This is a genomic window from Streptomyces sp. NPDC006510 (assembly GCF_040611955.1).
Classification (GTDB): domain Bacteria; phylum Actinomycetota; class Actinomycetes; order Streptomycetales; family Streptomycetaceae; genus Streptomyces.
The window spans coordinates 39,484-66,076 of record NZ_JBEXPH010000008.1; the positions used below are offsets into that span (position 1 = coordinate 39,484).

General features: G+C 71.3%; 25 protein-coding genes, 1 tRNA gene and 2 pseudogenes. 10 read left to right on the forward strand and 18 right to left on the reverse strand.

Annotated elements, in window-relative coordinates:
• Positions 1 to 134: 134 nt before the first annotated feature.
• On the reverse strand, positions 135 to 644 hold the full coding sequence (locus ABZY11_RS04525; protein WP_356477692.1) for an ATP-binding protein: 510 nt from the start codon (positions 642 to 644) through the stop codon (positions 135 to 137).
• A gap of 192 nt (positions 645 to 836) precedes the next feature.
• Positions 837 to 1,205, reverse strand: a complete 369-nt coding sequence (locus ABZY11_RS04530) for an STAS domain-containing protein (protein ID WP_356477693.1) — start codon at positions 1,203 to 1,205, stop codon at positions 837 to 839.
• A gap of 283 nt (positions 1,206 to 1,488) precedes the next feature.
• On the opposite strand from ABZY11_RS04530, the gene ABZY11_RS04535 reads away from it, so the two are divergent.
• Positions 1,489 to 2,511 (forward strand): RNA polymerase sigma factor SigF, encoded by a 1,023-nt coding sequence (locus ABZY11_RS04535; protein WP_356477745.1) that lies wholly within the window; start codon positions 1,489 to 1,491, stop codon positions 2,509 to 2,511.
• 153 nt (positions 2,512 to 2,664) lie between these two features.
• Here ABZY11_RS04535 and hutI read toward each other — a convergent pair whose 3' ends face one another.
• From hutI to hutU, 4 genes are all read right to left on the reverse strand, one after another.
• A complete protein-coding gene (gene hutI / locus ABZY11_RS04540) occupies positions 2,665 to 3,837 on the reverse strand; it encodes an imidazolonepropionase (RefSeq protein ID WP_356477694.1) in 1,173 nt (390 codons plus the stop codon).
• A 32-nt stretch (positions 3,838 to 3,869) separates the two neighbouring features.
• Positions 3,870 to 5,255: a formimidoylglutamate deiminase gene (locus tag ABZY11_RS04545; RefSeq protein ID WP_356477695.1), complete on the reverse strand. Its 1,386-nt coding sequence runs from the start codon at positions 5,253 to 5,255 to the stop codon at positions 3,870 to 3,872.
• On the reverse strand, positions 5,246 to 6,469 hold the full coding sequence (locus ABZY11_RS04550; RefSeq protein WP_356477746.1) for an allantoate amidohydrolase: 1,224 nt from the start codon (positions 6,467 to 6,469) through the stop codon (positions 5,246 to 5,248). The genes ABZY11_RS04545 and ABZY11_RS04550 overlap by 10 nt, the downstream gene beginning before the upstream one ends.
• Positions 6,470 to 6,579: 110 nt before the next feature.
• Positions 6,580 to 8,241: a urocanate hydratase gene (gene hutU / locus ABZY11_RS04555; protein WP_356477696.1), complete on the reverse strand. Its 1,662-nt coding sequence runs from the start codon at positions 8,239 to 8,241 to the stop codon at positions 6,580 to 6,582.
• A 363-nt stretch (positions 8,242 to 8,604) separates the two neighbouring features.
• Here hutU and ABZY11_RS04560 point away from each other — a divergent pair, with 363 nt between their 5' ends.
• Positions 8,605 to 9,066, forward strand: coding sequence for a roadblock/LC7 domain-containing protein (locus tag ABZY11_RS04560; RefSeq protein WP_356477747.1), 462 nt, complete (start codon positions 8,605 to 8,607; stop codon positions 9,064 to 9,066).
• Between the two features lie 24 nt (positions 9,067 to 9,090).
• On the opposite strand, the gene ABZY11_RS04565 is transcribed toward ABZY11_RS04560, so the two are convergent.
• Both ABZY11_RS04565 and ABZY11_RS04570 read right to left on the reverse strand, forming a co-directional pair.
• Entirely contained in the window at positions 9,091 to 9,627 is a 537-nt protein-coding gene (locus ABZY11_RS04565; protein WP_356477697.1) for a hypothetical protein, read from the reverse strand.
• 119 nt (positions 9,628 to 9,746) lie between these two features.
• Positions 9,747 to 10,592, reverse strand: coding sequence for a MurR/RpiR family transcriptional regulator (locus ABZY11_RS04570; protein WP_356477698.1), 846 nt, complete (start codon positions 10,590 to 10,592; stop codon positions 9,747 to 9,749).
• A 264-nt stretch (positions 10,593 to 10,856) separates the two neighbouring features.
• Here ABZY11_RS04570 and ABZY11_RS04575 point away from each other — a divergent pair, with 264 nt between their 5' ends.
• Positions 10,857 to 11,276, forward strand: a complete 420-nt coding sequence (locus ABZY11_RS04575; RefSeq protein ID WP_356477699.1) for a hypothetical protein — start codon at positions 10,857 to 10,859, stop codon at positions 11,274 to 11,276.
• Between the two features lie 311 nt (positions 11,277 to 11,587).
• On the opposite strand, the gene ABZY11_RS04580 is transcribed toward ABZY11_RS04575, so the two are convergent.
• Positions 11,588 to 12,994: a cystathionine beta-synthase gene (locus ABZY11_RS04580; protein ID WP_356477700.1), complete on the reverse strand. Its 1,407-nt coding sequence runs from the start codon at positions 12,992 to 12,994 to the stop codon at positions 11,588 to 11,590.
• A 155-nt stretch (positions 12,995 to 13,149) separates the two neighbouring features.
• On the opposite strand from ABZY11_RS04580, the gene ABZY11_RS04585 reads away from it, so the two are divergent.
• The 3 genes from ABZY11_RS04585 (at position 13,150) to ABZY11_RS04595 (ending at position 16,676) form a co-directional block, all read left to right on the forward strand.
• Positions 13,150 to 14,253: an SGNH/GDSL hydrolase family protein gene (locus tag ABZY11_RS04585; RefSeq protein ID WP_356477748.1), complete on the forward strand. Its 1,104-nt coding sequence runs from the start codon at positions 13,150 to 13,152 to the stop codon at positions 14,251 to 14,253.
• A 122-nt stretch (positions 14,254 to 14,375) separates the two neighbouring features.
• Positions 14,376 to 15,596 carry an acetyl-CoA C-acetyltransferase gene (locus ABZY11_RS04590; RefSeq protein WP_356477701.1) on the forward strand — a complete coding sequence of 407 codons (1,221 nt, stop codon included), beginning with the start codon at positions 14,376 to 14,378 and terminating at the stop codon, positions 15,594 to 15,596.
• Positions 15,597 to 15,815: 219 nt separating this feature from the next.
• Positions 15,816 to 16,676: a hypothetical protein gene (locus ABZY11_RS04595; protein WP_356477702.1), complete on the forward strand. Its 861-nt coding sequence runs from the start codon at positions 15,816 to 15,818 to the stop codon at positions 16,674 to 16,676.
• An 87-nt stretch (positions 16,677 to 16,763) separates the two neighbouring features.
• Here ABZY11_RS04595 and ABZY11_RS04600 read toward each other — a convergent pair whose 3' ends face one another.
• Positions 16,764 to 17,081 (reverse strand): hypothetical protein, encoded by a 318-nt coding sequence (locus ABZY11_RS04600; RefSeq protein ID WP_356477703.1) that lies wholly within the window; start codon positions 17,079 to 17,081, stop codon positions 16,764 to 16,766.
• A 101-nt stretch (positions 17,082 to 17,182) separates the two neighbouring features.
• Here ABZY11_RS04600 and ABZY11_RS04605 point away from each other — a divergent pair, with 101 nt between their 5' ends.
• Positions 17,183 to 17,410, forward strand: a complete 228-nt coding sequence (locus ABZY11_RS04605; RefSeq protein WP_356477749.1) for a DUF4287 domain-containing protein — start codon at positions 17,183 to 17,185, stop codon at positions 17,408 to 17,410.
• Positions 17,411 to 17,499: 89 nt separating this feature from the next.
• Here ABZY11_RS04605 and ABZY11_RS04610 read toward each other — a convergent pair whose 3' ends face one another.
• Positions 17,500 to 18,387 carry a Bax inhibitor-1/YccA family protein gene (locus ABZY11_RS04610; protein ID WP_356477704.1) on the reverse strand — a complete coding sequence of 296 codons (888 nt, stop codon included), beginning with the start codon at positions 18,385 to 18,387 and terminating at the stop codon, positions 17,500 to 17,502.
• Positions 18,388 to 18,494: 107 nt separating this feature from the next.
• On the reverse strand, positions 18,495 to 18,836 hold the full coding sequence (locus ABZY11_RS04615; RefSeq protein ID WP_356477705.1) for a metalloregulator ArsR/SmtB family transcription factor: 342 nt from the start codon (positions 18,834 to 18,836) through the stop codon (positions 18,495 to 18,497).
• 193 nt (positions 18,837 to 19,029) lie between these two features.
• Here ABZY11_RS04615 and ABZY11_RS04620 point away from each other — a divergent pair, with 193 nt between their 5' ends.
• The gene (locus ABZY11_RS04620) at positions 19,030 to 19,377 is read left to right on the forward strand and encodes a DUF6221 family protein (RefSeq protein WP_356477706.1); all 348 of its coding nucleotides are present in this window, start codon (positions 19,030 to 19,032) and stop codon (positions 19,375 to 19,377) included.
• Positions 19,378 to 19,452: 75 nt separating this feature from the next.
• Here ABZY11_RS04620 and ABZY11_RS04625 read toward each other — a convergent pair whose 3' ends face one another.
• The 5 genes and pseudogenes from ABZY11_RS04625 to ABZY11_RS04645 all read right to left on the reverse strand — a co-directional run bounded on the left by ABZY11_RS04625 (position 19,453) and on the right by ABZY11_RS04645 (position 21,078).
• Positions 19,453 to 19,908, reverse strand: coding sequence for an ATP-binding protein (locus ABZY11_RS04625; RefSeq protein WP_356477707.1), 456 nt, complete (start codon positions 19,906 to 19,908; stop codon positions 19,453 to 19,455).
• Positions 19,905 to 20,042, reverse strand: coding sequence for a hypothetical protein (locus tag ABZY11_RS04630; protein ID WP_356477708.1), 138 nt, complete (start codon positions 20,040 to 20,042; stop codon positions 19,905 to 19,907). The genes ABZY11_RS04625 and ABZY11_RS04630 overlap by 4 nt, the downstream gene beginning before the upstream one ends.
• Positions 20,039 to 20,164 (reverse strand): annotated as a pseudogene (locus ABZY11_RS04635) (transcriptional regulator); the annotation flags it as partial. The pseudogene ABZY11_RS04635 and the gene ABZY11_RS04630, both read right to left, overlap by 4 nt.
• Positions 20,165 to 20,372: 208 nt before the next feature.
• Positions 20,373 to 20,687, reverse strand: a pseudogene (locus ABZY11_RS04640) (PP2C family protein-serine/threonine phosphatase); the annotation flags it as partial.
• A gap of 305 nt (positions 20,688 to 20,992) precedes the next feature.
• Positions 20,993 to 21,078, reverse strand: a tRNA-Leu gene (locus ABZY11_RS04645).
• 479 nt (positions 21,079 to 21,557) lie between these two features.
• Between ABZY11_RS04645 and ABZY11_RS04650 the strand changes: the two genes are divergently transcribed.
• Positions 21,558 to 22,328 (forward strand): ABC transporter ATP-binding protein, encoded by a 771-nt coding sequence (locus tag ABZY11_RS04650; protein WP_356477709.1) that lies wholly within the window; start codon positions 21,558 to 21,560, stop codon positions 22,326 to 22,328.
• A 58-nt stretch (positions 22,329 to 22,386) separates the two neighbouring features.
• Positions 22,387 to 24,915 (forward strand): FtsX-like permease family protein, encoded by a 2,529-nt coding sequence (locus ABZY11_RS04655; RefSeq protein WP_356477710.1) that lies wholly within the window; start codon positions 22,387 to 22,389, stop codon positions 24,913 to 24,915.
• Positions 24,916 to 25,003: 88 nt separating this feature from the next.
• Here ABZY11_RS04655 and ABZY11_RS04660 read toward each other — a convergent pair whose 3' ends face one another.
• Positions 25,004 to 26,308, reverse strand: coding sequence for a cyclopropane-fatty-acyl-phospholipid synthase family protein (locus tag ABZY11_RS04660; protein ID WP_356477711.1), 1,305 nt, complete (start codon positions 26,306 to 26,308; stop codon positions 25,004 to 25,006).
• Between the last annotated feature and the right edge of the window lie 285 nt (positions 26,309 to 26,593).

The window sequence follows — 26,593 nt, forward strand, 5'->3', positions numbered from 1 at the left end:
GACGACACATCAGATCGGGCGCTCAAGGTACGCCCGGTGCCTTGTGGAGGGAAGACAAAGAGCGCGCCGATCCGGCGCGCTCCTCGGTGGTGCGAATGGCGGGGCACTGCGCCCCGGGGGGTCCGGCCGACGGCCTACGCGGGGGCGGCCAGCTCCGCCCAGACGGTTTTCCCGGGCCGGCCGGGCACCCGCAGGACGCCCCAGTCCAGGCAGAGCCGCTGCACGATGAACATGCCGTGCCCGCCGGGCCGTCCGGCCCGGTGCGGGGTACGCGGCGCGGGCTGGCCCGCGCCCGAGTCGGCGACCTCCACCCGCAGCACCTTCGCCGTGCAGGCGATACGCATCTCCTCGGGCCCGTCGGCATGCAGGCAGGCGTTGGTCACCAGCTCGGAGACGACCAGCAGGACGTCCTCGGCGGCGGCCCGGCCGTCGGCGCTCGACGCGGGGAGCCAGCCCCATTCGTGCAGCGCCTGGCGGGCGAAGTCACGGGCGGTCGGCACGATGCCGCCGACACCCCGCAGCGACAGGGTGCGCCACTGCCGCTCGGCCGACTCGGGGGAGGCCGCGCCCGCGTCCGCGTCCACGCCGGCGTCCTGCGGCTCACGGCCGAGGTCGCCCGGCGGGGGCTGCCGGGTGGTGCTCATCAGCGCTTCACCTCACCGATTCACCATGTCGCCATCGAACAGTTACAAGTGCAGATACAGAGTGTGCTGGTCGCCCACGGCTCCGCCGGATGTCTTCTGCCCGGCCGAATCGTGACAACACCCACTTCGTCTACGCGGATCGCGTGACACGGGCAACACATAGGGCGCCCGGGGCCGCGACACGCGTCGCGGTCAGGTGTCCAGGGCCGCTTCGAGGGAGTCGTGGACGGTGAAGACCGCCTCGGCCCCGGTGATCTCGAAGACCCTCGCCACCACCGGCAGCATTCCGGCCAAATGGACCCCTCCCCCGGCCGCCTCCGCCTTCAGGCGGGCACCGAGCAGCACATTGAGCCCGGTGGAATCACAGAATTCGAGTCGCGAGCAGTCGACCACCAGGCGCACCCGCCCCTGCTCGACCGCGCGCCCCAGAGGCTCTCGCAACAGATCCGCCGTGTGGTGATCCAGCTCACCCACCGGCGTCACGACCTCGCTGCGCCCTTCGGTCCGGACCTCGACCTGAAGCCGACCCCGGTTCGCACTGCCGACCGTCCCGCGGTCCATGCCCGTCCCTCTTCGCCGCTCGTCACTGCCTGCGTCTCTGCGTGCGCAGATGCGTATGTGCTGTCTCTGACGTTCTTGAAACAGTACGCGGTCTGTGCGCCACGCGATACCCGAAGACCTCAACAAACCGGACATATAGCATCAATTGGCGCTTGTAACTGTCCGTCCGGAGCGGGTAAGGGTAGGGGGACACCCAAAACACGACCGGCTTCGGAGGCGCCGCTTCACCGCAGGAACACGTATGGGCATCGGCAGCCATATGCCGAGAACGATGGAGGAGACCATGTCACCCCGGCTCGACGGACCGCGTCCCCACAACGCGACGTCAGCATGTCCTCAGGGACTGACCCACTCAGACTCCCCTGCCGCGATCGCCAAGGACGGCACCCGCAGCAGCACAGGTACCACCAGCAACATCAGCGACACCGGCCACACGAGTGGCACCGGCCACATCGGTGGCCATGACCGCATCGGCGCCGACGACCACGGCGTGGGTGACGGTCTCGAAGGACTTCCCGAGATCCCGCCCTATGACGAAGTGGGGCCGCTGGATGCCAGGGCACTGTCGAAGACGCTCTTCGCGCGGCTCGAATCCCTCGAAGAGGGCACCCACGAGTACTCGTACGTCCGCAACACGCTCGTCGAACTGAACCTGGCCCTGGTCAGGTTCGCCGCCTCCCGGTTCCGCTCCCGCAGCGAGCCGATGGAGGACATCGTCCAGGTCGGCACCATCGGCCTGATCAAGGCGATCGACCGCTTCGAGCTCAGCCGGGGCGTGGAGTTCCCGACGTTCGCGATGCCGACCATCGTCGGTGAGATCAAGCGCTTCTTCCGCGACACCAGCTGGTCCGTGCGCGTCCCGCGCCGGCTGCAGGAGCTGCGGCTCGACCTGGCCAAGGCGGGCGACGAGCTCGCCCAGCGACTGGACCGCTCGCCCACCGTGGGCGAGCTCGCCGACCGCCTCGGCATCACCCACGACGAGGTCGTCGAGGGCATGGCCGCGAGCAACGCGTACACCGCGAGCTCGCTGGACGCCAAGCCCGAGGAGGACGAGCACGAAGGCGCGCTGGCGGACCGGATCGGCTACGAGGACCACGGGCTCGAAGGCATCGAGTACGTCGAGTCCCTGAAACCGCTGATCGCCTCGTTGCCGCGCCGCGACCGCACGATCCTCTCGCTCCGGTTCGTCGCCAACATGACGCAGTCGGAGATCGGCGAGGAGCTGGGCATCTCCCAGATGCATGTGTCGCGGCTGCTCTCGCGCACTCTGGTCAAGCTCCGCAAGGGCCTGACTCTGGAGGAGTGAACGGGCGCGCATCGCGTGCCCGTGGAACATCCGAGCGACGTACCGCGAACCCGTGCGGAAGGACCCACCCCTGAGGCAAGGGGCGGGTCCTTCCGCATGTCTGACGCCGGATCACGGATGCCGTGCCGGACCGTGGTTGGTTCCGGGTGGCGCTCAGACGACGCGTTCGCCGCGCCGCCAGACCGCGTGCACCAGCGGAACGCCCGGCCGGTAGGCGAGGTGGACATGGCTGGGCGCGTCGAGAAGCACCAGGTCGGCGCGGGCGCCGGGGGCGATGCGGCCGATGTCCGTACGGCGCAGGGCCGCGGCGCCGCCCGCGGTGGCGGACCAGAGGGCCTCGTCCGGCGTCATGCCCATGTCCCGTACGGCGAGCGCGATGCAGAAGGGCATGGAGGAGGTGAACGACGAGCCCGGGTTGCAGTCCGTGGAGAGTGCGACGGTGGCGCCCGCGTCGAGGATGCGGCGGGCGTCGGGCCAGGTGGCCCGGGTGGAGAACTCGGCGCCGGGGAGCAGGGTGGCGACGGTGTTGCCCTGGGCCAGGGCGTCGACGTCGGCGTCGGTGAGGTGGGTGCAGTGGTCGGCGGACGCGGCGTCGAGTTCGACGGCTAGCTGGACGCCGGGGCCGTGGCCGAGCTGGTTGGCGTGGACGCGGGGATGCAGGCCCTTCGCCATGCCCGCGGTCAGGATCGCACGGGCCTGGTCGCCGTCGAAGGCACCCTTCTCGCAGAAGACGTCGACCCAACGGGCGTACGGGGCACAGGCGTCGAGCATCGCTCCGGTGACCAGGTCGACGTAGCCGGCCGGATCGTCGGCGTAGTCCGGGGAGACGATGTGGGCGCCGAGGTAGGTGACCTCCTCGGTGTGCCGGGCGGCGATGCGCAGGGCGCGGGCCTCGTCCTCGACGGTGAGGCCGTAGCCGGACTTGGTCTCGAAGGTGGTGGTGCCCTGGCGCAGCGCCTCGGCGAGGTAGCGGGCGACGTTGGCGGCGAGCTCTTCGTCGGTGGCGGCGCGGGTGGCGGCGACCGTGGTCCTGATGCCGCCCGCGCTGTAGGCGCGGCCGGACATCCGGGCGTTGAACTCCTCGGTGCGGTCGCCCGCGAACACGAGGTGGGAGTGGGAGTCGACGAAGCCGGGGATCACCGCCCGGCCGCCCGCGTCGACGACGTTGTCAGTGGCGGGTGCTTTGCTTGATTCACCGGTCCAGACGACCCGGTCGCCCTCGATGACGACGGCCGCGTCCCGGATCGTGCCCAGGGGGGAATCCGTGCGCAGGGAGGGGTCGTTGGTGACCAGACTGGCGATGTTGGTGATGGCGGTCGTCGTCATCGGGGGGCTGCTCTCCTTGCGGTGGTCCGGCGTCAGCCGTGCAGGGCGGCGATGGCCGAGGCGAGTGCTGCGGGTACGTCCCCGACGAGTGCGTGGTGACCGTCGCGGACGATGTGCCGGCCTGCCACGACCGTGTGCCGCACATCGGCGGCGGAGGCGGCGAATACGGCCGCTTCGGCAGCGAGTCTGGGCACCGGCCCCGCTGTTCTGACCGAATCCAGGGCTACGGTCGCCAGATCGGCGGGCGCACCGGGTTCGATGACACCCGCCTCGGGCCGGCCGAGCGCCGCGTGTCCGTCGACGCTCGCGGCGCGCAGCAGGGCGGCCGCCGTCCAGTGGCCGCGTGCCCGGGTGCGCAGGCGTTCGTTCAACTCCATCGCGCGGGCCTCTTCGAAGAGGTCGATCACGGCGTGGCTGTCGCTGCCGAGGGAGAGCGGCGAGCCGGCCCGCTGGAGGGCGACGGCGGGGCCGATTCCGTCGGCGAGGTCGCGTTCCGTGGTGGGGCACATGCAGGTGCCGGTCCCCGAGGAGCCGAGCAGTGCGATGTCCTCGCCGGTGAGGTGGGTGTTGTGGATGCCGGTGGTGCGCGGGCCGAGGACCCCGTGGTCGGCGAGGAGCCGGGTGGGTGTGCAGCCGTGGACGACGAGGCAGGCGTCGTTCTCCGCGGTCTGTTCGGAGAGGTGGACGTGGAGCGGGGCCCGCCGCTCCTCGGCCCAGGCGGCCACGGTGGCCAGCTGCCCGGCGGGCACCGCGCGCACGGAGTGGACGGCCGCGCCGATCAGGGCGTGGTCGCCGCTCTTGAGGAGGGAGGCGCGTTCGGCCCAGGCGTCCGCGGTGGTGTCGGAGAAGCGCAGCTGGTGCTGGTCGGGCTGCTGGTACTGGGTGGGGCGCTTGCCGAATCCGGCGGAGAGGTAGGCGGTGTCCAGCAGCGTGATCCGGATACCGGCCTCGCCCGCCGCCGCGATCAGGGCCTCGCCCATCGCGTTCGGGTTGTCGTACGGAGTGCCGCCCGGCGCGTGGTGCAGATAGTGGAACTCACCGGCCGCGGTGATGCCCGCCAACGCCATCTCGGCGTACACGGCGCGGGCGAGGTCGTAGTAGGTGTCGGGGGTGAGCCGGGAGGCGACCTGGTACATGGTCTCGCGCCAGGTCCAGAAGGTGCCGGAGCCCACCTGGACGGTCGAGCGCAGGGCGCGGTGGAAGGCGTGCGAATGGGTGTTGGCGAGCCCGGGGAGGGTGAGCCCGCGCAGCACGGTGGCGCCCGGCGGCGGGGTGGCGACGCCGGTGCGGACGCCCGCGATCAGCCCGCCCGAGACGTCCAGGGCGACGCCCGGCTCGACATGGGTGCCGAGCCAGGCATGGGACAACCAGTACGTCACGGTGGCGGGCCTGCCCGTCGGTTCCGTTGTCAGCTGCACGCGAGACCTTCCAGTACGTCGGCGAGTGCGATCACCCCGGCCACGCAGTCGTCCTCGCCCGCGTGCTCGGCCGGCGAGTGCGAGATCCCGGTGGGGTTCCGTACGAACAGCATGGCGGTAGGCACCGAAGCGGACAAAATACCCGCGTCGTGTCCGGCGCCGGTGCCCAGGACGGGTACCGCCCGGTCGGCGCCGCCGCCGTCCCGGCCGCCCCGGTCCGCGAGGATCTTGCCGAGTTCGTCGCGCAGGGCGTGCTCGAACTCGACGACGGGCGTGAAGGACTCCCGTACGACATCGAGGTCGATCCCGGCCCGCTCGGCGTGTTCCCTGGCGGACCGTTCGACGCCGGTGACCACGGCGTCGAGGGACTCCTGGTCGGCGGCGCGGGAGTCGAGCCAGCCGCGGACGAGGGAGGGGATGGCGTTGACACCGTTCGGCTCGACGGCGATCTTGCCGAAGGTGGCGAGGGCGCCTGCGAGTTCCGCCTCGCGGCGGGCGGCCAGCACGGTCTCGGCGTACGTGAGCATCGGGTCGCGCCGGTCGGCGAGACGGGTGGTGCCCGCGTGGTTGGCCTCGCCCCGGAAGTCGAACCTCCAGCGTCCGTGCGGCCAGATCGCGGAGGCGATGCCGACCGGGTCGCCGGTGAGGTCGAGGGCGCGCCCCTGCTCGACATGGAGTTCGACGAACGCGCCGATGCGGGCGAGCCGTTCGGGGTCCGGGCCGATGGTGTCGGGGTCGTATCCGGCGGCCTCCATGGCCTGCGGCAGCGTGATGCCGTCGCCGTCGCGGAGCCGGTGCGCCGCCTCGGCGGTCAGCTGTCCGGCGGCGAGCCGGGAGCCCACACAGGCGAGCCCGAAGCGGGCCCCCTCCTCGTCGCCGAAGTTGCTGATGGCCAGCGGCCGGGTGAACTCCGCCCCCCTGCCGCGGAGTTCGTCGAGCGCGGCGAAGGAGGAGACCACGCCGAGCGGCCCGTCGAAGGCACCGCCGTCCGGTACGGAGTCGAGATGCGATCCGGCGACGACGGCATCCCCGGCCAGGGGGTCACCGAGCCAGGCCCACTGGTTGCCGTTCCGGTCGACCTCGTAGGCGAGCCCGCGCGCCTCGGCCTGCGTCCGGAACCAGGCACGGCAGTCGGCGTCGGCCCCGGTCCAGGCGTAGCGGCGGTAGCCCCCGCTGTCCTGGTGCCGGCCGATCGGCAGGAGCTCCCGCCACATGGCCTGGAACGACGAGCCGCCGCCCCGGGCGCCGGCACCGGCCCCGGCGCTGCTCCCGTTCCCGGTCCCGTTCACAGCCCCGTTCCCCGTCCCGTTCACGGTCGGAAGGCTCACTGTCCGTCCTCTGTCATCGGCACACGCACGCCCTTGTCCGCGGCGACCGACTCCGCGATGTCGTACCCGGCGTCGACGTGCCGGATGACGCCCATGCCCGGGTCGTTGGTGAGCACCCGGCGGATCTTCTCGCCCGCCAGCTTCGTGCCGTCGGCGACGGTCACCTGCCCGGCGTGGATGGAGCGCCCCATCCCGACGCCGCCGCCGTGGTGGATGGAGACCCAGGAGGCCCCGGACGCCACGTTGACCATGGCGTTCAGCAGCGGCCAGTCGGCGATCGCGTCGGACCCGTCGAGCATGGCCTCGGTCTCCCGGTACGGGGAGGCCACGGAGCCGCAGTCCAGGTGGTCGCGCCCGATGGCCAGCGGCGCGGCCAGCTCGCCGCTCGCCACCATGTCGTTGAACCGCTCGCCGGCCCGGTCGCGCTCGCCGTAGCCGAGCCAGCAGATGCGGGCGGGCAGCCCCTGGAAGTGGACGCGCTCGCCGGCCATCCTGATCCAGCGGTGCAGCGACTCGTTCTCCGGGAAGAGTTCGAGCATCGCCTTGTCGGTCCTGTGGATGTCGGACGCCTCGCCGGAGAGCGCGGCCCAGCGGAACGGGCCCTTGCCCTCGCAGAAGAGCGGCCGGATGTACGCGGGCACGAACCCGGGGAAGTCGAACGCCCGGTCGTAGCCCGCGAGCCGGGCCTCGCCGCGGATCGAGTTGCCGTAGTCGAAGACCTCGGCCCCGGCGTCCATGAAGCCGACCATCGCCTCGACGTGCTTGGCCATCGACTCCCGTGCGCGCTGCGTGAAGTCGGCGGGCTTCTCGGCGGCGTACGAGGCCATGTCGTCGAAGTCGACCCCGAGCGGGAGGTACGAGAGCGGGTCGTGTGCGCTGGTCTGGTCGGTGACGATGTCGATCGGGGCGCCCTCGGCGAGCATCCGGGGCAGCAGCTCCGCCGCGTTGCCGAGCAGACCGATGGAGAGCGGCCTGCGGGCGTCCCGCGCCTCGGTGGCCAGCTGGAGCGCGTGCTCCAGGGAGTCGGCGCGCACGTCCAGGTAGCGGTGCTCGATCCGGCGCTCGATGGCGCGCGGGTCGCAGTCGATACAGATCGCGACGCCGTCGTTCATGGTCACGGCGAGCGGCTGGGCGCCGCCCATGCCGCCGAGTCCGGCCGTCAGGGTGATGGTGCCGGCCAGCGTCCCGCCGAACTTCTTCGCCGCGACGGCGGCGAACGTCTCGTAGGTGCCCTGCAGGATGCCCTGCGTACCGATGTAGATCCACGATCCGGCGGTCATCTGGCCGTACATGGTGAGCCCGAGCGCCTCCAGGCGGCGGAACTCCTCCCAGTTCGCCCAGTCGCCGACCAGGTTGGAGTTGGCGATGAGGACGCGTGGCGCCCACTCGTGCGTCTGCATGACGCCGACCGGGCGCCCGGACTGGACGAGCATCGTCTCGTCCTGCTTGAGCGTCCGCAGCGTGCGCACCATCGCGTCGAACGAGCGCCAGTCGCGGGCCGCCTTGCCGGTGCCGCCGTAGACGACGAGCTTGTCGGGGTGCTCGGCGACCTCGGGGTCGAGGTTGTTCTGCAGCATGCGCAGGGCGGCCTCCTGCTGCCATCCCAGGGCGCTCAGTTCGGTACCGCGCGGTGCCCGTACGGGGCGGGGTCCTGACATGGCAATGCCTCCTCGCGACTGTAAGTCTTCTATTCACATCCTGATGGCCTGAATACTCGTAGTCAACAGTCCCGCACCGTCGCACGGAGACGGGCGACCCGCGCCCGCCCGCGCACAAGCCCTCCCGACGCCCCCGCCGCGCGCCCTCCCCGCGCCTCCGTACGCCTCCGGCATGTGCCGATGGAAAGTATCTGAACTCCCACTCGGGGCAGGCACCTTGAATAGCCTCGGGAGCACACCCGAACACCGAGCCGGGAGGGGCGTCCGCGCGTGCCCGCAGCCGCTCTGCCGCATCGACTCAGAGACACCTGGGAGGCCCCTGTGATCCGAGCACTCAGACTGCGCGCCGGGACGAAACAGCCGATGGCCCCCGAGGCCGAAGAACAGGATCTACTGGCCGAACTCCAGCGATTACGGACCGGGGTCCCGCTCCTGTCCGGCGCCCTGGTCGCCGGTACCGACGGTCTCGTGCTGGCCCATGACATCCCGGGGGTGGAGCCCGACCGGGTCGCCGCGCTGACCGCGGCCGCGCTCGGCGTCGCGGTACGGATGACGGAGGCGACCGGCCGGGGCGGCTTCGGCGAGATTCTCGTACGGGGCGAGTCCGGCTGTATCGCGTCGTACGCCGCGGGCCCCTCGGCCGTTCTCACACTGCTGGCCGAGAACCGGATCGATGTCGGCGACCTCCATCTCGCCGGCCGCCGGGCGGGGGGCCGGATCGGCGAGCTGATCGACGCCGCAGCGCACCGCGCCGCCCGTCCGGCGCCTCCGTTCCCCTCCCCCCAGCAGCCTCCACGGCCCGGCCCGCCGCCGCACCGCCCCTGACGGCCGGAGGTCCGGCGGGCGGATTCAGCGCCGGCGCCGCGCCCCGCCGGGCGCGGCGTCCCCCGCCATCGGCCCGGTCGTCCGATACCCCTTGACCTGCTTGCCCGCGGGCCGTCCACGCTCCACCCAGTCGGTCCGTACCCAGTACAGGGCGTCGTCCGCCTGCTCGCGCCGCCCGATCCGGACGGCCTTGAGCCAGAGCCCGGCGCCCGCCCCGGCGAGCACCAGCCCGCAGGTCCCGGGCAGCAGGAACGCGCTCGCCACCGCCACGAGGAACGCCCCGAGCAGCCACCACCGGTGCCCGCGCCGCCAGTTGCGTACGGTCACGGCCCGGTCCTGGAGGAAGTCGGACCGCCCGGCGCGTGTGGCGCCCCCGGCCAGTTCCGCGTACCTCCGGCCCCGGACGAGCGCCACCACGGCCGCGGTGATCAGGAACAGCGCGGCCCCGGACAACAGGCCGATCCGGCGTCCGGTGAGCCCCGGCACCAGCGCGCCGATCGCCGTGGCCAGCAGCCCCAGCCACCACAGCGGTGCGGCTCCGGCCCGAACGATCACGGCCACCCTCGCCAACGACTGCGCTCCGCGTCCCACGTCCGCACCCCTCTCCGCAGCTCCTCGTGAGCCTTTCCGGCCCGGAGATTAGTGGCCGTAGATGAGCGGTGCCTGAGAATCGGCGACCGTCACTCCACGAACAGTCCCCGCGCCGCCGCCCTCGCGTCGAACTCCTCCAGCCGCGCCTGTGCGTCGGGCAGGTCGTCGCACATCGCCTCCAGCAGCACCCGCCCCAGCAGCATCGGCGCGCATGCCGTGTCGAAGGCGAGCCCGGTGCCGACGGCGGCCGGGATCAGCAGGTCGCTGTACTTGGCGACGGGAGCGAACGCGGAGTCCGCCACCGACACCACGGCCAGCCCCTGCTCCTGCGCGTACGCGAGGGCGTCGACGACCTCCTTCGGATGCCGGGGCAGCGCGAAGCAGATCAGCGCGGACGCGCCCGCGCGTCGCGCGGCGTCGATCCGGTCGCGCAGCATGCTGCCGCCCTCGTCGAGCACCCGGACATCGGGGTGGACCTTGGCCGCGAAGTACCCGAAGCCCCGCGCCTGCGAGGAGGCGGCCCGCAGCCCGAGCACCGGCAGCGGCCGCGAGGCCGCCAGCAGCCTGCCCGCCCGCTCGACGGGCCCGGGGTCGGCGAGCAGCTCGGCCAGATGCCGCAGATTCTCGATCTCGCCGAGCACCGCCTGCTGGTACTCGTTGTACGCGTCGTCCCCGCCCCCGGGCACGGGCTCGGCGGGGGCGACCTCCCGCAGGTGCTTGCGGAGCGCCGGATAGCCGTCGAAGCCGAGCGCCACGGCGAAGCGGGTGACGGACGGCTGGCTGACCCCGGCGAGCTCGGCCAGCTCCACGCTCGACAGGAACGGGACGTCCCCGGCCCGGCGCACCATCGAGTGCGCGATGCGCCGCTGGGTCGGTGTGAGCCGGCGCCCCTCGAAGAGCTGCTGCAACCGCGTGGCCGGGCTGCTCCCGCTCATGCTGTCCCCTCGGTAGATCCGGCGCACCGCGATCCGGCGCCGACAAATCCATTCAGCCAGCAAGGCGTCTGCATGTCCATATGCAGCCGGGCCGCGGGCCGTCCCCGCACGGCCGGGGCGGCGTGCCCGGACTTGAGACCGTACGCGGCGACCTTCCCGGCGAAGGCACGGGTCGCCGGGTCGCCCGGCCCGAAGAACCGCCCGGTCCAAAGAGGGGGGTTAGCCCCACTGACCGCGGCGGCCGCGATTCGTACCGTAAAGGACATGAAAACCCGTGACCCCGAGCTCAAGAGCGAGCTCGATGCCGCCCTGCATGCCCGTAGTGAGCTGGGTTCGGAGTACGAGCCCGCGCTCGTGGAGTCTTTTCTGGAGAAGGTCGAGCAGCAGCTGGACAGCACGCTCGACCGTCGGGTCCGGCGCCATCTCGCCGAACAGCGGGTGAGCGTGGCCAGGGGCGCGCGCCCGCCGCAGCCGCTGGGGAACTTCGGCGAGCGCTACGGCTTCGGGATCATCTCGCTGATCCTGGCCATCCCGCTGTCGGCGATCGGTGCCGCTGCCGCCGACACCGGCGGCCTGGTCGTCGCCTGGCTCGGGATCATCGCGGTCAACGCCGTGCACGCCGCCCGCAACTGGCCGTGGTTCTCGCACCGCACCGGACGTGCGGACTCCGACTGGGAGGACTGACGGCCGGGGCTGCCGAACGGCCCCGGGAACACCCGGCCCCCGGACGGGTGTGTCGCGGGGACCGCCGCACCCCCGGTTGCCCGGGGGGCGGGACGACGGCGGTCCCCGCGAGGGACACGGTCCGGGTCAGGGCCGGTCACCGCGTCCTGGCGACGATGGAGGTCCGGGAGCCGCTCCGTAGTCCGTGTCGCCGTATCGGGTGTCGGCGGGTTCCCCTGCCGACACCCATCAATCTGCCGGACCCGTGTTAAGCCGGTGCTGCGCGAACGTGTCGCGCTCGTACCGTTTTCACGAAGCCCGGGTCAGCCGCGCTACGCCTTGCCGGCCGTCGCGTCCTTGGCGAGGAAGGCCAGCAGGTCCTGGCGGCTGACCACGCCCTTCGGCTTGCCCTCCACCAGCACGATCGCCGCGTCCGCGGTGTTCGTGCCGCCGAGCACCGCCATCAGGTCCTCGACCGGTTCGCCGGAGCCGACCTGGGGCAGCGGCGGCGACATGTGCTTCTCCAGCGGGTCGGAGAGCGAGGCGCGCTGGGCGAACAGCGCGTTCAGCAGCTCCCGCTCCACCACCGAACCGATGACCTCGGCGGCCATCACGTCCGGGTGACCGGCGCCCGGCTTCACGATCGGCATCTGCGAGACGCCGTACTCGCGCAGGACGTCGATCGCCTCGCCGACGGTCTCCTCCGGGTGCATGTGGACGAGGGTCGGGATCGGGCCGTCCTTGTAGTCGAGCACGTCGGCGACGCGCGCGGACGGGCCGGTGTCCTCCAGGAAGCCGTAGTCGGCCATCCATTCGTCGTTGAAGATCTTGCTGAGGTAGCCGCGGCCGCTGTCGGGCAGCAGGACGACGACCACGTCGTCCGGGCCCAGCCGCTCGGCGACCTCCAGAGCGGCGACCACGGCCATGCCGCAGGAGCCGCCGACCAGCAGGCCCTCCTCCTTGGCGAGGCGGCGGGTCATCTGGAAGGAGTCCTTGTCGGACACGGCGACGATCTCGTCCGTGACCGTGCGGTCGTAGGCGCTCGGCCAGAAGTCCTCGCCGACGCCCTCGACCAGGTAGGGCCGCCCGGAGCCGCCGGAGTAGACCGAGCCCTCCGGGTCCGCGCCGACCACCCGCACCGAACCGCCGCTGATCTCCTTCAGATAGCGGCCGGTGCCGCTGATCGTGCCGCCGGTTCCGACGCCCGCGACGAAGTGGGTGATCTTCCCGTCCGTCTGCTCCCACAGCTCGGGACCGGTGGTCTCGTAGTGGGAACGCGGGTTGTTGGGGTTTGAGTACTGGTCCGGCTTCCAGGCCCCCGGGGTCTCGCGGACCAGGCGGTCTGAGACGTTGTAGTACGAGTCGGGGTGCTCGGGGTCAACGGCCGTCGGGCAGACGACGACCTCGGCACCGTAGGCGCGCAGCACATTGATCTTGTCCGTGGACACCTTGTCCGGGCAGACGAAGATGCACTTGTACCCCTTCTGCTGGGCGACGATCGCCAGGCCGACGCCGGTGTTGCCACTGGTCGGCTCGACGATGGTGCCGCCGGGCTGCAGCTCGCCGCTCTGCTCGGCGGCCTCGATCATCCGCAGGGCGATCCGGTCCTTGACCGAACCGCCGGGGTTGAAGTACTCGACCTTGGCCAGGACCGTCGCCTGGATGCCGGCCGTCACACTGCGCAGCCTCACCAGCGGGGTATTGCCTACGAGACTGATCATCGAATCGTGGAATTGCACCGTGTACTCCGGGGTCTCCGAGATGGTGCGGCAAGGGTATGCGTACGGGCACGAGATTGGGCGAAGCGATTGAGCAACGGTCACCACGGGGCAGTTAGCTGTATGTACGGCGGTACGGCAACGAGGAGGTGGACCGGACTGTGTCAAGGGCAAGGGTGGCACGGCGGATCGCGGCGGGCGCGGCCTACGGCGGCGGCAGCATCGGGTTGCTCGGTGCGGCGGCGGTGGGCGTACTGCTGGCGGAGGTCCAGCTGGCGAAACGGCAGGTGGGCGGCGGGATCGCACCGGTCCCGCCGAGCGCGGACGGGCGGTACGGGGTGGCGTTCACCGGCCCCGCGGACCCGTTGCGGCTGGGGTTGCTGGGCGACTCGACGGCGGCCGGGCAGGGGGTGCACCGGGCCGGGCAGACCCCGGGGGCACTGCTCGCCTCGGGGCTCGCCGCGGTGTCCGAGCGGCCGGTGGATCTGCGCAACGTGGCGCAGCCGGGCGCCCGTTCGGACGATCTGGAGCGGCAGGTCTCGCTGCTGCTCGCCGACACCTCCCGTACGCCCGACGTCTGCGTGATCATGATCGGTGCGAACGATGTGACGCACCGGATGCCGGCCACCCAGTCGGTGCGCTGCCTGACCACCGCCGTGCGCAGGCTGCGGACGGCGGGTGCGGAGGTCGTGGTCGGCACCTGCCCGGATCTGGGCACGATCGAGCCGGTCTATCAGCCGCTGCGCTGGCTGGCCCGGCGGGTGAGCCGGCAGCTGGCCGCGGCCCAGACCATCGGTTCGGTGGAGCAGGGCGGGCGCACGGTCTCGCTGGGCGATCTGCTCGGGCCGGAGTTCGAGGCGAATCCGCGGGAGCTGTTCGGGCCGGACAACTACCACCCGTCGGCGGAGGGGTACGCCACGGCGGCGATGGCGGTGCTGCCCACGCTCTGCGCGGTGCTGGGGCTGTGGCCGGAGTCCGACCGGCTGGACGGGGCCCGGCGCGAGGACATGCTGCCGGTGGCCAAGGCGGCCTCCCAGGCGGCCAGGGAGGCCGGTACGGAGGTCACCGGGGCACGGGCGCCCTGGGCACTCCTCAAGCACCGCAGGCGGCGGCGTCTGCCCGCGGCCACGGAGCCCCACCCGCACCCGGAGTCGCACGCGGCGGCGGAGGAGGTTCCGCACGCGACGGCGGACGGGGGCCGGCCCGGGAAGACGGCGGGAGAGCCGCCCGGGGAGGCAGAGGCGGCACCCGGGAGGACGGGGGAGAAAGCAGTCGACTGAGCGGTTGCTTAGAAAAGAGGTCCGCGTCACATGGGCTGCCCGGTGACCCAGCGTCTACGTACAGGTAACTTCCAAGTCAGCACCTGCCAGAACCCGCCTTCCAGCCCTCATGGAGCCGCGTGATGCCCGAAGCCGTGATCGTCTCTGCAGCCCGTTCTCCCATCGGCCGGGCCTTCAAGGGCTCACTGAAGGACCTGCGCGCGGACGACCTGACCGCCACGATCATCCGGACGGCGCTGGCGAAGGTTCCCGAGCTGGACCCGAAGGACATCGACGACCTGATGCTCGGCTGCGGCCTCCCCGGCGGCGAGCAGGGCAACAACCTGGGCCGCATCATCGCCGTACAGATGGGGATGGACCACCTTCCCGGCTGCACGGTCACCCGCTACTGCTCGTCCTCCCTCCAGACCAGCCGGATGGCACTGCACGCCATCAAGGCCGGCGAGGGCGACGTCTTCATCTCGGCCGGTGTCGAGATGGTGTCCCGCTTCGTGAAGGGCAACTCCGACAGCCTGCCGGACACGCACAACCCGCTGTTCGCCGACGCCGAGGCCCGCACCGCGGCCCGCGCCGAGCGGGGCGGCGACGACTGGCACGACCCGCGCGAGGACGGCCTGGTCCCGGACGCGTACATCGCGATGGGGCAGACCGCGGAGAACCTGGCCCGCCTCAAGGGCGTCACCCGCCAGGACATGGACGAGTTCGGCGTCCGCTCGCAGAACCTCGCCGAGGAAGCTCTCAAGAACGGCTTCTGGGAGCGCGAGATCACCCCGGTCACCACCCCGGACGGCACGGTCGTCGCGAAGGACGACGGCCCGCGCGCGGGCGTCACCCTGGAGGGCGTGCAGGGTCTGAAGCCGGTGTTCCGCCCCGACGGCCTGGTCACCGCGGGCAACTGCTGCCCGCTCAACGACGGCGCCGCCGCACTCGTGATCATGTCCGACACCAAGGCGCGCGAGCTGGGCCTGACCCCGCTGGCCCGGATCGTCTCGACCGGCGTCTCCGGCCTCTCCCCCGAGATCATGGGATACGGGCCGGTGGAGGCCAGCAGGCAGGCGCTGAAGCGGGCCGGGCTGACCATCGACGACATCGACCTGGCCGAGATCAACGAGGCGTTCGCCGCCCAGGTGATCCCCTCCTACCGCGACCTCGGCCTGCCGCTGGAGAAGGTCAACGTCAACGGCGGCGCGATCGCCGTCGGCCACCCCTTCGGCATGACGGGCGCCCGGATCACCGGCACGCTGATCAACAGCCTGCAGTTCCACGACAAGCAGTTCGGCCTGGAAACCATGTGCGTGGGCGGCGGCCAGGGCATGGCGATGGTCATCGAGCGCCTGAGCTGACCCCACCCGGTGGCCGGTTCCGAGCCCCGACCGTGACCGAATCTCCCCCAGGATGTGACCTATCTCCTGGGGGAGAGTCATTTCCGCAGGTCACACCCACATCAGGGTTAAACCCCGGGCCCAAAGACCTGTCCAATTCGTGACGTAATGCACTGACACAGGGCGCAGGTAGGGGACAAGCTGATGTAGGAAGTCGGGGGATCGATTGAAACCGGGAGTATGTCAGTGAGCGCCATGTCTCTTGCCCTGTTGCTGACCACCGCCGCTGCCACGGCCGTGGGCGCCGCTGCTCTGCACGCTGCTCACGGGCTGCGCAAGCAGGTCACGGCCCTTCGTACCGAGCTGGCCGCGGCCCGCGCCCACGGCGCCGCCGTGCCCGCACAGAGCCGCAGCACCGCCACCCCGGTCGCCGAGATACGCGCGGCCGTCGCCGAGGCACTCGCCGAGGAGCGGGAGCGCGAGCTCGCCGAGGCCCGTGCCTTCTGGGCCACCCAGGAAGCGCGCGATGCCGCCGACGCCCCGTCCCTGCTGGGCGGCCTGACCGGGGTGGGCGAGGAGGCCCCGTTCTACATGCCCCGCCAGGCCGACTTCGCGGGCCTCGACGCGATGGACCTCGACGCCACCGAGGCCCTCGACGAGCTGACGGAACTGACGGAGCTGGCGGACGTGACCGAGCTGCCCGGACCGGCGGAGTTCGCCGAGGACTCCCCCGAGCTGGCCGCGGCCCGTCGACGGCACCCCTCGCACCCCGACTTCGTACCGGTGCAGACCCCGGTCGTCACCGACCACGAGCGCACCGTGAACCGTCTCGAAGAGCTCGCCGACAGCCGTACGGAACTCGCCGATGTGCGCCCCGGCCCACTCGGCACGCTCGACGTCTATGTCTTCGCCGACGGCACCACGCTCTGCATGACCCCCGGCCACCGCGAGACGGCCGAGCGTCTGGCCGGTTCGCTGCTCGCCGGTGAGCACCCGGTACTGCTGGGCGGTTCCGGCGTCTCCGGCGCGTACGCCCTGACCTTCTCCTGCGGCAAGGAGAACGTCTACATCCTCGCCGACCGCGTCATCGCCTCGTTCTGACACCCCGGCATCCGGGCACAGCGGCTCTCGCCGGCCGCCGCCTCCGGGCCGACTCCCCGGACCGCCATCCCGGACTGCTGCCCGCCGCTACGCGAACGCGCGCGCGGCGGCCTCGTTCACGAATTGCACGGCCTCGTCCAGCTCCGCCGACGGGGCCGTTTCCAGTGCCACCGCCAGATCGCGCCCCGCCACGGCGAGTTGGTCGCCGATCGAGAAGATCCCGGCGTCCGGCATGCTGTGCGGCTCCCGGTCCGGCGCCTCGATCCGCTGGGCGCGCAGCGCCAGTTCCCGGGCCGCGGCAAGCCCTTCGGCAGCGGCTCCGCGCTGCAGACGGCTGTGCGGGGCGGCACGCAGCCGGTCGGCGAATCGGTCCACGGCGGTGATCAGCGGGGTCGTATCGAGCACTCCGCGACCCTACGCGCCCCGGCAGGACGGTTGCCAACGGGCCGATGCTCGGGCACCGTGTCGGCAAGGAGACCAACAACGCGCAATGCGTCGGAGGCGCCATGTCCCAAGTCTTCTCCGAAGAGACCCATCGCAATCTGCTCGCCCGGATCCCCCGCTGCACCGGTCGTGAAATCGCCGACTGGCTCCGCATCGTGGAGGAAGGACCCGCTCTCCGCTTCGAGGAGAAGGTCAGCTGGCTGCGGAGCGAGCACGACCTCGCCTATGGACACGCGAAGGCGCTCATCCACGAGTACGACCTCAGACGGGCCGCCCGCAAGCTGCTCTGAGCACCCGTGAGATCCGAGCACCCGTGAAAAGGGGAACGGCCCGCAGGCACTGTGCCTGCGGGCCGTTCCCGTCGTGCGGGTGCGGGCGATCAGTCGTCGCCGCTGAGGATGGAGAGCAGACGCAGCATCTCCAGGTAGATCCACACCAGGGTCATGGTGAGGCCGAAGGCCGCCAGCCAGGACTCCTCGCGGGGGGCGCCGTAGGCGATGCCGTCCTCGACCTGCTTGAAGTCCAGGGCCAGGAAGCACGCACCGAGGACGATCCCGATGACGCCGAAGAGGATGCCGAGGCCGCCGCTGCGGAAGCCCAGGCCGTCACCGCCACCGAAGACGGCGAACAGCAGGTTGACCACCATCAGGAGCATGAAGCCCATGGCGGCGGCCATCACGAAGCCGTAGAAGCGGCGGGTGACGCGGATCCAGCGCATCTTGTACGCGAGCAGCACACCGGCGAAGACACACATGGTGCCCATCACCGCCTGCATCACGACGCCGGGTCCGATGTACGTGCTGACCGCGCTGGAGATCACTCCGAGGAAGACACCCTCGAAGGCCGCGTACGCGACGATCAGCGCCGGCACCGGCCTGCGCTTGAAGGACTGGACGAGCGACAGGACGAACGCCACCAGGGCGGCGCCGATCGCGATGCCGTACGACTTGCCGAGGTTCGCCTCGTCGACCGGCAGCAGCGCCCAGGCGAGGACGGCGCCGAGCACCACGGTGCCCAGCGTGATCGCCGTCCGCGTGACGACGTCGTCGATCGTCATCGCGCCGGTGCGCGCCGGTGCCTGCGGGGCGCCGTACTGGGCGTCCGGCTGGGCGTAGGGGTTGGTGGCGTACGGGTTGGCGGCGGCGCCCTGCGCGTACGGGTTGGCACCCGCTGCGGGGGCCCCGGCCTGCGGCGCCGCGTTGAAGCCCGCGTATCCGTTGTCGCGGCTGAAGCCCCGTCGCGAGAAGACCGGGTTGCTGCTCCTCATCTCACTCCTCCATGGCCACCCTGCGTGGCCTTCCCACAAGAGTAATGGGTAGGCAAAAGAATCAGACTAGTGCTTGGGGAGGATCTTTACGGAACCGTGGACAGCCCTCAGGGCCGGTCCGGGTCGGCCGCGCGCAGGTCGGCCAGCAGTTCGGCCTGGCCGGCGAGGACCCCGGACAGGATGGTCCTGGCGACCTTCAGCAGTTCCGCCACCTGCGTGTTGGCCAGCGAGTAGTACACGCCCGAGCCCTCCCGGCGCGTGACGACCAGGTTAGCCCTGCGCAGCACGGCCAGCTGCTGCGAGAGGTGGGCGGGCTCGACGCCGATCTCGGACAGCATCTCGGACACCGCGTGCTCCCGCTCGCTGAGGAGTTCCAGCACCCGGATCCGCACGGGGTGGCCGAGCGTCTTGAAGAACTCGGCCTTCAGTTGGTAGAGGGGCGCGCTCATCGCAGCGGCCTCGCACCCTCGGTCCCGGCGGTCCGGCCGGCCCGTCGAGATCGTGCGTGTCCCGTGCATCGCGTCCACCCAAAACTCTTCGCCATGGGGCCATCCTCGCGCGTCCACCCAAACGTGCTGACCTCGCTAATTGCTAACATTAGCAATTCGGAATGTGGTGACGGCAGCTGCGGGAAGGAGCGCCGTGGGGCCGGTGCCGGAGGGCCTGAGCGCGTTCGTACGGGCGCGGCTGGACGACGAGGACCGCGACGCGGACCTGTTCCACGAACCGTCCTGCCGGATCGCCGTCGCGGCCGGTGGGACACGGCCGTCCGGGCCCCTCGTACCGGCCGGGTGCGACTGCCCCGTCCCGGAGCGGATGCACGACGAGGTCGGCCTCAAGCGCCTGACCGTACGGGACCTCGAAGGGCGCATCGAGCGGGCGCCGGACACCGCCCCTTCGCTGGACGCCGTCATCGCGCTGATGGCACTGAAGGCCCTGGCGCTGGAGTACGCGAGCCACCCGCGGTGGCGCGAGGAGTGGCGCCCCTGACCCGCCCGGGTCGGATGGCGGCCGGGCGGGGCCGGGGTCCCGGCCCGTTGCCGTCCTTCACGATCCGGTCGGCCGTCATGCGTCCTCGCTCGCGCTGCCCGCCCTATGCAGAGGCAGGGTGATCCAGATGCTCTTGCCCTGTCCGTCCGGGTCGTCGCGCACGACGACGGTGCCCCCGAGGCCCAGGGTGAGTTCGGCGACCGTGGCCAGACCGCCGCCGCCCGCGACGTAGGCCGGTACGTGCAGGGCGGGCCGGTACGGGTGGCGGTCGTGGACCCCGAACGCGAACGCGTCCGGGCCCGCCGCGTAGAGCACGGTCACGTTCGGGGACAGCACGGCCGCGTGCCGGACGCTGTTGGTGACCAACTCGCTGAGGATCAGCAGGGCCGGACCGACGCTGGGGTGGTTCAGGCCGATGCCCCATTCGACCAGCACCTGCTCGGTGGTCTCGCGCGCCATGCGGACGGCGGCGCCCATCGTGGGCAGGGTCAGGACGTGGCGCAGGGGCAGGGCTTCGTACCGCTCCGTCATGAGCCGGACACCTCCGGCGCCACGAGGGCGACGGCGGGCCCGGCCGGCAGATCGCGGCGCGGGGCCGCGAAGTCGGCCCGGCGGGGCGGCAGCGCGCGCACCCGGTTCGCGGCCCGGCCGGAGAACGTACTCACTCCGCCGCGCCCCCGGCTTCCCGCAACTCGTCCAGGAGCTCGTTCCGCCCGGCCGGCATCTCGGTCGGGATCCGCCGGACCGCCCGCATCAGCTCCGCGACGTCCCCGTCGGCGATTTCGTAGCGGAACCGGCACGACCACGGACCCCCTTCGACCCCCGGAATTCCGGGGCATCGCTCTGCACCTTCACGTCCGCACCTTCACGTCCGCGAGTAATTACGGGCACACCGAACACAGCATGTAGTGAATTGCATAAATTCGCAATTCGCTCATGTCGAAGCCGGTGCCGCGCAGGGCACACGCCTCGCGGCTCAACCCCGGTCGGGGGGCGAGCCGCGCGACGAGCAGTGCGACGTCGTCGTGGCCGGGGTGACGCAGGGCGCTCAGCACCCGGTCGCAGGCCGCCTCCAGGGACGGGCAGGGCTCGGCGAGCAGGTCCAGGACGGATCGCAGGCCGGCGTCGATGGGCTCGTCGCGGGTCTCCACGAGCCCGTCGGCGTAGCGGACCAGGCGGTCTTCGGGGCCCAGGTACAGCCCCGTGGGTCGGAAGGGCACGCCGCCGACGCCCAGCGGCGCCCCGGCGAGCAGGTCCAGGAGCCGGGGTGCGTGACCGGGCCGGAGCAGTACGGGCGGTGGGTGGCCGGCCCGGCGCGACGCGGCAGGTGCGGCGATGAGCGCCGGCCGCCGCCTGGCCTCGGCGGCCTCGGTGGACGCCCGGTGCCGCTCGGTCACGTCCAGCAGGCCGCCCGGCGCGGATCACGCCGTTGCGGTCTCCGCCCGCCCCACATCGGACACAACCATCGAACGGACCTCCTTGCCCGCGGCAGGCCGCCCCGGAGCGGAACACCCCCGTGCCTCGCCCGTCCCGCCCGGCCGTCCTCCCGCGCCCCCGCCGCGGCAGCACAGCCGCCCCCGGCCGGCCACAGGGTCCGTCAGGCTCATGCGCGTAGTGGTGCCCGGAACCGGACTCGAACCGGTACGCCCCCGAGGGGCAGCGAGGTTTAAGCTCGCCGTGTCTGCATTCCACCATCCGGGCCTGGCGCGCGGCTCCGCGTTGGCACATGACCCTATCCGGGGACTTCGCCCGAACAGCGGATCAGTGGCGCGATGTTGTCTTATTTTATTGACCGTTTGAGGGGTCGTCAGCACACGGTCGAGCGCATCTCCACATGCCTGGGCGGGATAGCGGGCACGGCGACCCGCAATCCGGATTGACGTAAAGTCGCCGCACCCGGACGGCCCATTCACCAGGCGTACGCCGGCGGTCGGCGGGAGTGCGCCGCCTGGCCGGGTGCGGGCCCGCGAAGTACCGGCCGGGCGGTGGCCCCCGGACCGGCGCCTCGGGGTCGGTGTCATACCGCAGGAGGACGCCGGGCCCTCCCGGTGCGACTCAAGGCTGTCCCCGGAACGGGCACGCGGACGGACGACCGGCGCCGGAACGGCGGTGACGATTGAGGGGCCCCGAACAAAACCCCGGACGAGCCCTCGGCCGGAGCCCCGAAACAGGAGATTCCCGTGACCACCATTTCCACCGCACCCCGCGTCACCACGGTGGCCGCCCGCGCCACGGATCTGTCGAAGGTCTACGGAGAGGGCGAGACCAAGGTGACGGCCCTGGACCGGGTCACCGTGGACTTCCCCCGGGGCGAGTTCACCGCGATCATGGGCCCGTCCGGCTCCGGCAAGTCCACGCTGATGCACTGTGTGGCCGGCCTCGACAGCTTCAGCAGCGGTTCGGTACGGATCGGCGACACGGAGCTGGGCTCCCTCAAGGACAAGCAGCTCACCCAGCTCCGCCGGGACAAGATCGGCTTCATCTTCCAGGCGTTCAACCTGCTGCCGACGCTGACGGCGCAGGAGAACATCACGCTCCCCATGGACATCGCGGGCCGCAAGCCCGACGCCGAGTGGGTGCGCAAGGTCATCGACATGGTGGGCCTCTCCGACCGGCTGACCCACCGGCCGACCGAACTCTCCGGCGGCCAGCAGCAGCGCGTCGCGGTGGCCCGCGCCCTGGCCTCGCAGCCGGAGATCATCTTCGGTGACGAGCCGACCGGGAACCTGGACTCCCGCTCCGGCGCCGAGGTCCTCGGCTTCCTGCGCAACTCGGTGCGCGAGCTGGGCCAGACCGTGGTGATGGTGACCCACGACCCGGCGGCCGCCTCCTACGCGGACCGGGTCATCTTCCTCGCGGACGGCCGGATCGTCGACCAGATGATGCACCCCACCGCGGACGGGGTCCTCGACCGGATGAAGGCGTTCGACGCCAAGGGCCGCACCAGCTGAAGCCCGCCCTTCCCCGCGCCCTTTCCCGGCACCCCTCCCCATCCCAGGACTGACAGACATGTTCCGTACCGCCCTGCGCAATGTGCTCGCGCACAAGGCCAGGCTGCTGATGACCGTCCTCGCCGTGATGCTCGGCGTGGCCTTCGTCTCCGGCACGCTGGTCTTCACCGACACCCTCGGCAACGCCCTCCGCAACCAGTCGGCGAAGAGCTACGACGACGTCGCCGTCGCCGTCACCACCTACGCCGACCAGCGCGAGGAGAAGACGCCCGGCATCACCGCCGCCACCCTGAAGAAGATCCAGGGCCTGGACGGCGTCGACACCGCCACCGGCCGGGTCTCCGGCTTCGCCGGGGTCGCCGACCCCGACGGCAAGCTGATCGGCAACGGGTGGTCGAACACCGGCGGGAACTACTCCCCCGGAAAGAACGGCAAGGACTCCGCGTACACCTTCGTCGACGGTACGGGCCCGGTCGCGGCCGACCGGATCGCGCTCGACAAGGAGACGGCGAAGCGTGGCGAATACCACGTCGGTGACCGGGTCCGGGTCGCCACGAACGGGCCGGTGAAGGAGTACACCCTCTCCGGTGTCTTCACCACCGAGGACGGCGCGGTCAACGCGGGCGGCAGCCTGGTCCTCTTCGACACCGAGGTCGCCCAGAAGCTCTACCTCAGGCCCGGTGTGTTCAGGGACGCCAACGTGTCCGCCGCGCCCGGTGTCTCCGCCGAGAAGCTGCTGGCCGAAGTCAAGCCGCTGCTGCCCAAGGACGCCGAGGCCAAGACCGGCCAGGCGCTCGCGGACGAGCAGGCCAAGCAGATCGAGACCGGTCTGAGCGGTCTCAACACGATGCTGCTCGCCTTCGCCGGCATCGCCCTGTTCGTCGGTGTCTTCCTGATCGCCAACACCTTCACCATGCTGGTGGCCCAGCGCACCAAGGAGCTGGCACTGCTGCGCGCCGTCGGCGCCTCCCGCCGCCAGGTCAAGCGCTCGGTGCTCCTCGAAGCGGCCGTCGTCGGCGTGATCGCCTCGGTCGTCGGCTTCGCCCTCGGCCTCGGCCTCGCCACCGGACTGCGCTCCGCGATGAGCCTGATCGGCGGAAAAATCCCGGCCGGACCGCTGGTCGTCTCGCCCACCGCGGTCATCGCCGCGTTCGCCGTCGGTGTTCTGATCACCGTGCTGGCCGCCTGGCTGCCCGCCCGCCGGGCCGCCAAGATCCCGCCGGTCGCGGCGATGAGCAGCGTGCACGCGACGGCCACCGTCAAGTCCCTGGTGCTGCGCAACTCGATCGGCGCGGTGCTCACCCTGCTGGGCGGGGCAGGAATCGTGGCGGGCGCGGCCAAGTCCGGATCGACCGGCCGGACCGTCATCGCCGTGGGTGCCTTCCTCGCGCTGATCGGTGTCATCGTGCTGATCCCGCTGCTGTCGCGGCCGGTGATCGCACTGGTCCGCCCGCTGCTGAAGCGGCTGTTCGGGGTCTCCGGCAAGCTGGCCGCGCAGAACGCGGTCCGCAACCCGCGCCGTACCGGAGCCACGGCCTCCGCGCTGGCGATCGGCCTCACCCTGGTCACCGGCATCTCGGTCCTCGGCGTCACCCTCGGCCAGGCGGTCGACCGGATGACCACGGACAACATCAAGGCCGACTACATGGTGACGATGGCGAGCGGCAGGCCGCTCGACAAGTCGGCGCTCGCCGCCCTGCAGAAGGCCGACGGAGTCACGGCGGTCTCGCCGCAGCAGGCCACCTCGCTCCAGGTCAAGGACGAGTACCACTCCGCGTCCGCCGTCACCCCCGGCGACGTCCAGAAGGTCTTCGCGTTCACGACCGTCTCCGGCTCGATCGACGCACTCGGCAAGGGCGAGATCGCCGTCGCCGAGAAGACGGCCAAGTCGAACGGCTGGAAGACCGGCGACACCCTCCGGGTCAAGTTCGACGACGACAAGAACGGCGAACTGAAGGTCGGGGCGGTCTTCAAGGACAACGAATTCCTCTCGCCGGTCCTGCTCCCGAAGGACATCGCCGACCGGCACGGAAGCCTGGCGGACATCCGGGAGGTCTGGCTGAAGATGGACGGCGGCGCGACCAAGGCCAACGAGCAGGCCCTGGTGGACGCGCTGGGCGACAACCCGGCGATGAGCATCATGGACCGTCAGGACATCCGTGACATGTTCGGCGGCTCGGTCAGCCTCGCGATGAACATCATGTACGGGCTGCTGGCGATGGCCCTGATCATCGCGGTGCTCGGGGTCGTCAACACCCTGGCGATGTCGGTCTTCGAGCGCCAGCAGGAGATCGGCATGCTGCGGGCGATCGGCCTGGACCGACGCAGGGTGAAGCGCATGATCCGGCTGGAGGCCGTGGTCATCTCGCTCTTCGGCGCGGTGGTCGGTGTCGGGCTCGGCATGTTCCTCGGCTGGGCGATCGGGCACACCCTGTCGTCGGAGATCCCGAACTACGCACTGGTCCTGCCGTGGGACCGGATCGCGGTCTTCCTGGTGCTGGCAGGGGTCGTGGGTGTGCTGGCCTCGCTCTGGCCGGCCCGCAGCGCCGCGAAGCTGAACATGCTGACGGCGATCAAGACCGAGTAACGGGCCGGGCGGTGACGTCACGGACCTGCCCGAGGGCCGGTACACGCAGCACGGAGCTGCGCGTACCGGCCCTCGGGCCGTTCCGGTGTCAGCCGGTCGCGGACGCCGTCCAGTCGCGGGCCCGCAGCGGCATGCCGACGGCCCCGCCCTCCTCGGGACGCACCACGAGGATCTGGTTGACGCCGATCTTGTTGTGCTCGAAGGAGAGGGCGGAGGCGGCCATGTAGAGGCGCCAGACCCTGGCCCGGCCGGGCGAGGTCATCCGGACCGCACGGTCCCAGTGCTCCTCCAGGTTGGCGACCCAGCGGCGCAGGGTCAGCGCGTAGTGCTCGCGGAGCGACTCGACGTCGCGGGCCTCGAAGCCGGCCTCTTCGAGGGTGGCCACGGTCCGGCCCAGCGGGGCCAGTTCACCGTCCGGGAAGACATAGGCGTCGATGAAGTCGTCCACGTGGTACGCGGACTCGTCCTTCTCGGGGCGGCGGGCGATCTGGTGGTTGAGCAGCCGGCCGCCGGGCTTGAGGAGTGCGTAGAGGTCGTCGGCGTACTCCCGGAAGCGGACCGAGCCGACGTGTTCCGCCATACCGATGGACGAGATGGCGTCGTACGGACCGTCCCTGACGTCCCGGTAGTCCTGGACCCGGATCTCGATCCGGTCGGTCAGGCCCTCCTGCGCGATGCGCTTCCTGGCGAAGGCGGCCTGTTCGACGGAGAGGGTCACTCCGGTGACCCGGGCGCCGTACTCGCGGGCCGCGTGGATGGCCATGGAGCCCCATCCGCAGCCGACGTCGAGGAGGCGGTCGCCCTCCTTCAGCGCGAGCTTGCGGCAGACCAGGTCGAGCTTGTCGCGCTGGGCTTCCTCAAGGCTTACGCCGTCCTCCCAGTAGGCGCAGGAGTAGACCATGGACGGGCCGAGGACCAGTGCGTAAAAGTCGTTGCCCACGTCGTAGTGGTGGCTGATGGCCTGCTTGTCGCGGCGCTTGGTGTGGAGGGTGCCGGTGCGGCGGCGCACCTCCTCGGGCGGCGGGGGCGGCGGGGGCCAGGGACCGGCCAGTCGCAGCAGTCCCTTGGCGAAGGCCCGTACCTTGGGGTCGCGGACCGGGTGGACGCCGTCCTCGGCATCGGCTCCGCGTTCCCAGATCAGCGAGGCCATCAGGTCCAGGGCCTCGTAGAGATCGCCCTCGATGTCGAGCTCGCCCGCCACCCAGGCGCGGGCCAGGCCCAGTTCGCCCGGCTTCCAGAGCAGCCGGCGCAGTGCGCGGCGGTTCCGGATCAGCAGAACGGGGGCACCGGGCGGTCCGGATTCGCTGCCGTCCCAGGCCCGGATACGGACCGGCAGCTTTTCTCCCAGCAACTCCTCGACGAGAGCGGTCAGCCGCAACGCGGCGTCTGCCATGGCGCACACCTCCGTGATGGTGTTCCCAATGTGCCCAAACATGGTCAAACATGCCTGCAACCACGCCGGGCACCCGTGCGCCGCGACGAGGTACACACCCGACAACAGTCTGCGGAGCGCGCACCATCCCGCTACAGCGCAATGGAAGGGCAAAATAGCTGTACACCACACACATTCGCCGCCGCGGCGACCCACGGCGCCCCGCACCGCACCGCGCGGGGCCGGATACGCCGAAGGGGCCGCCCGCACCACGGATGGCGGACGGCCCCTTCGGGCGTTGTGCAC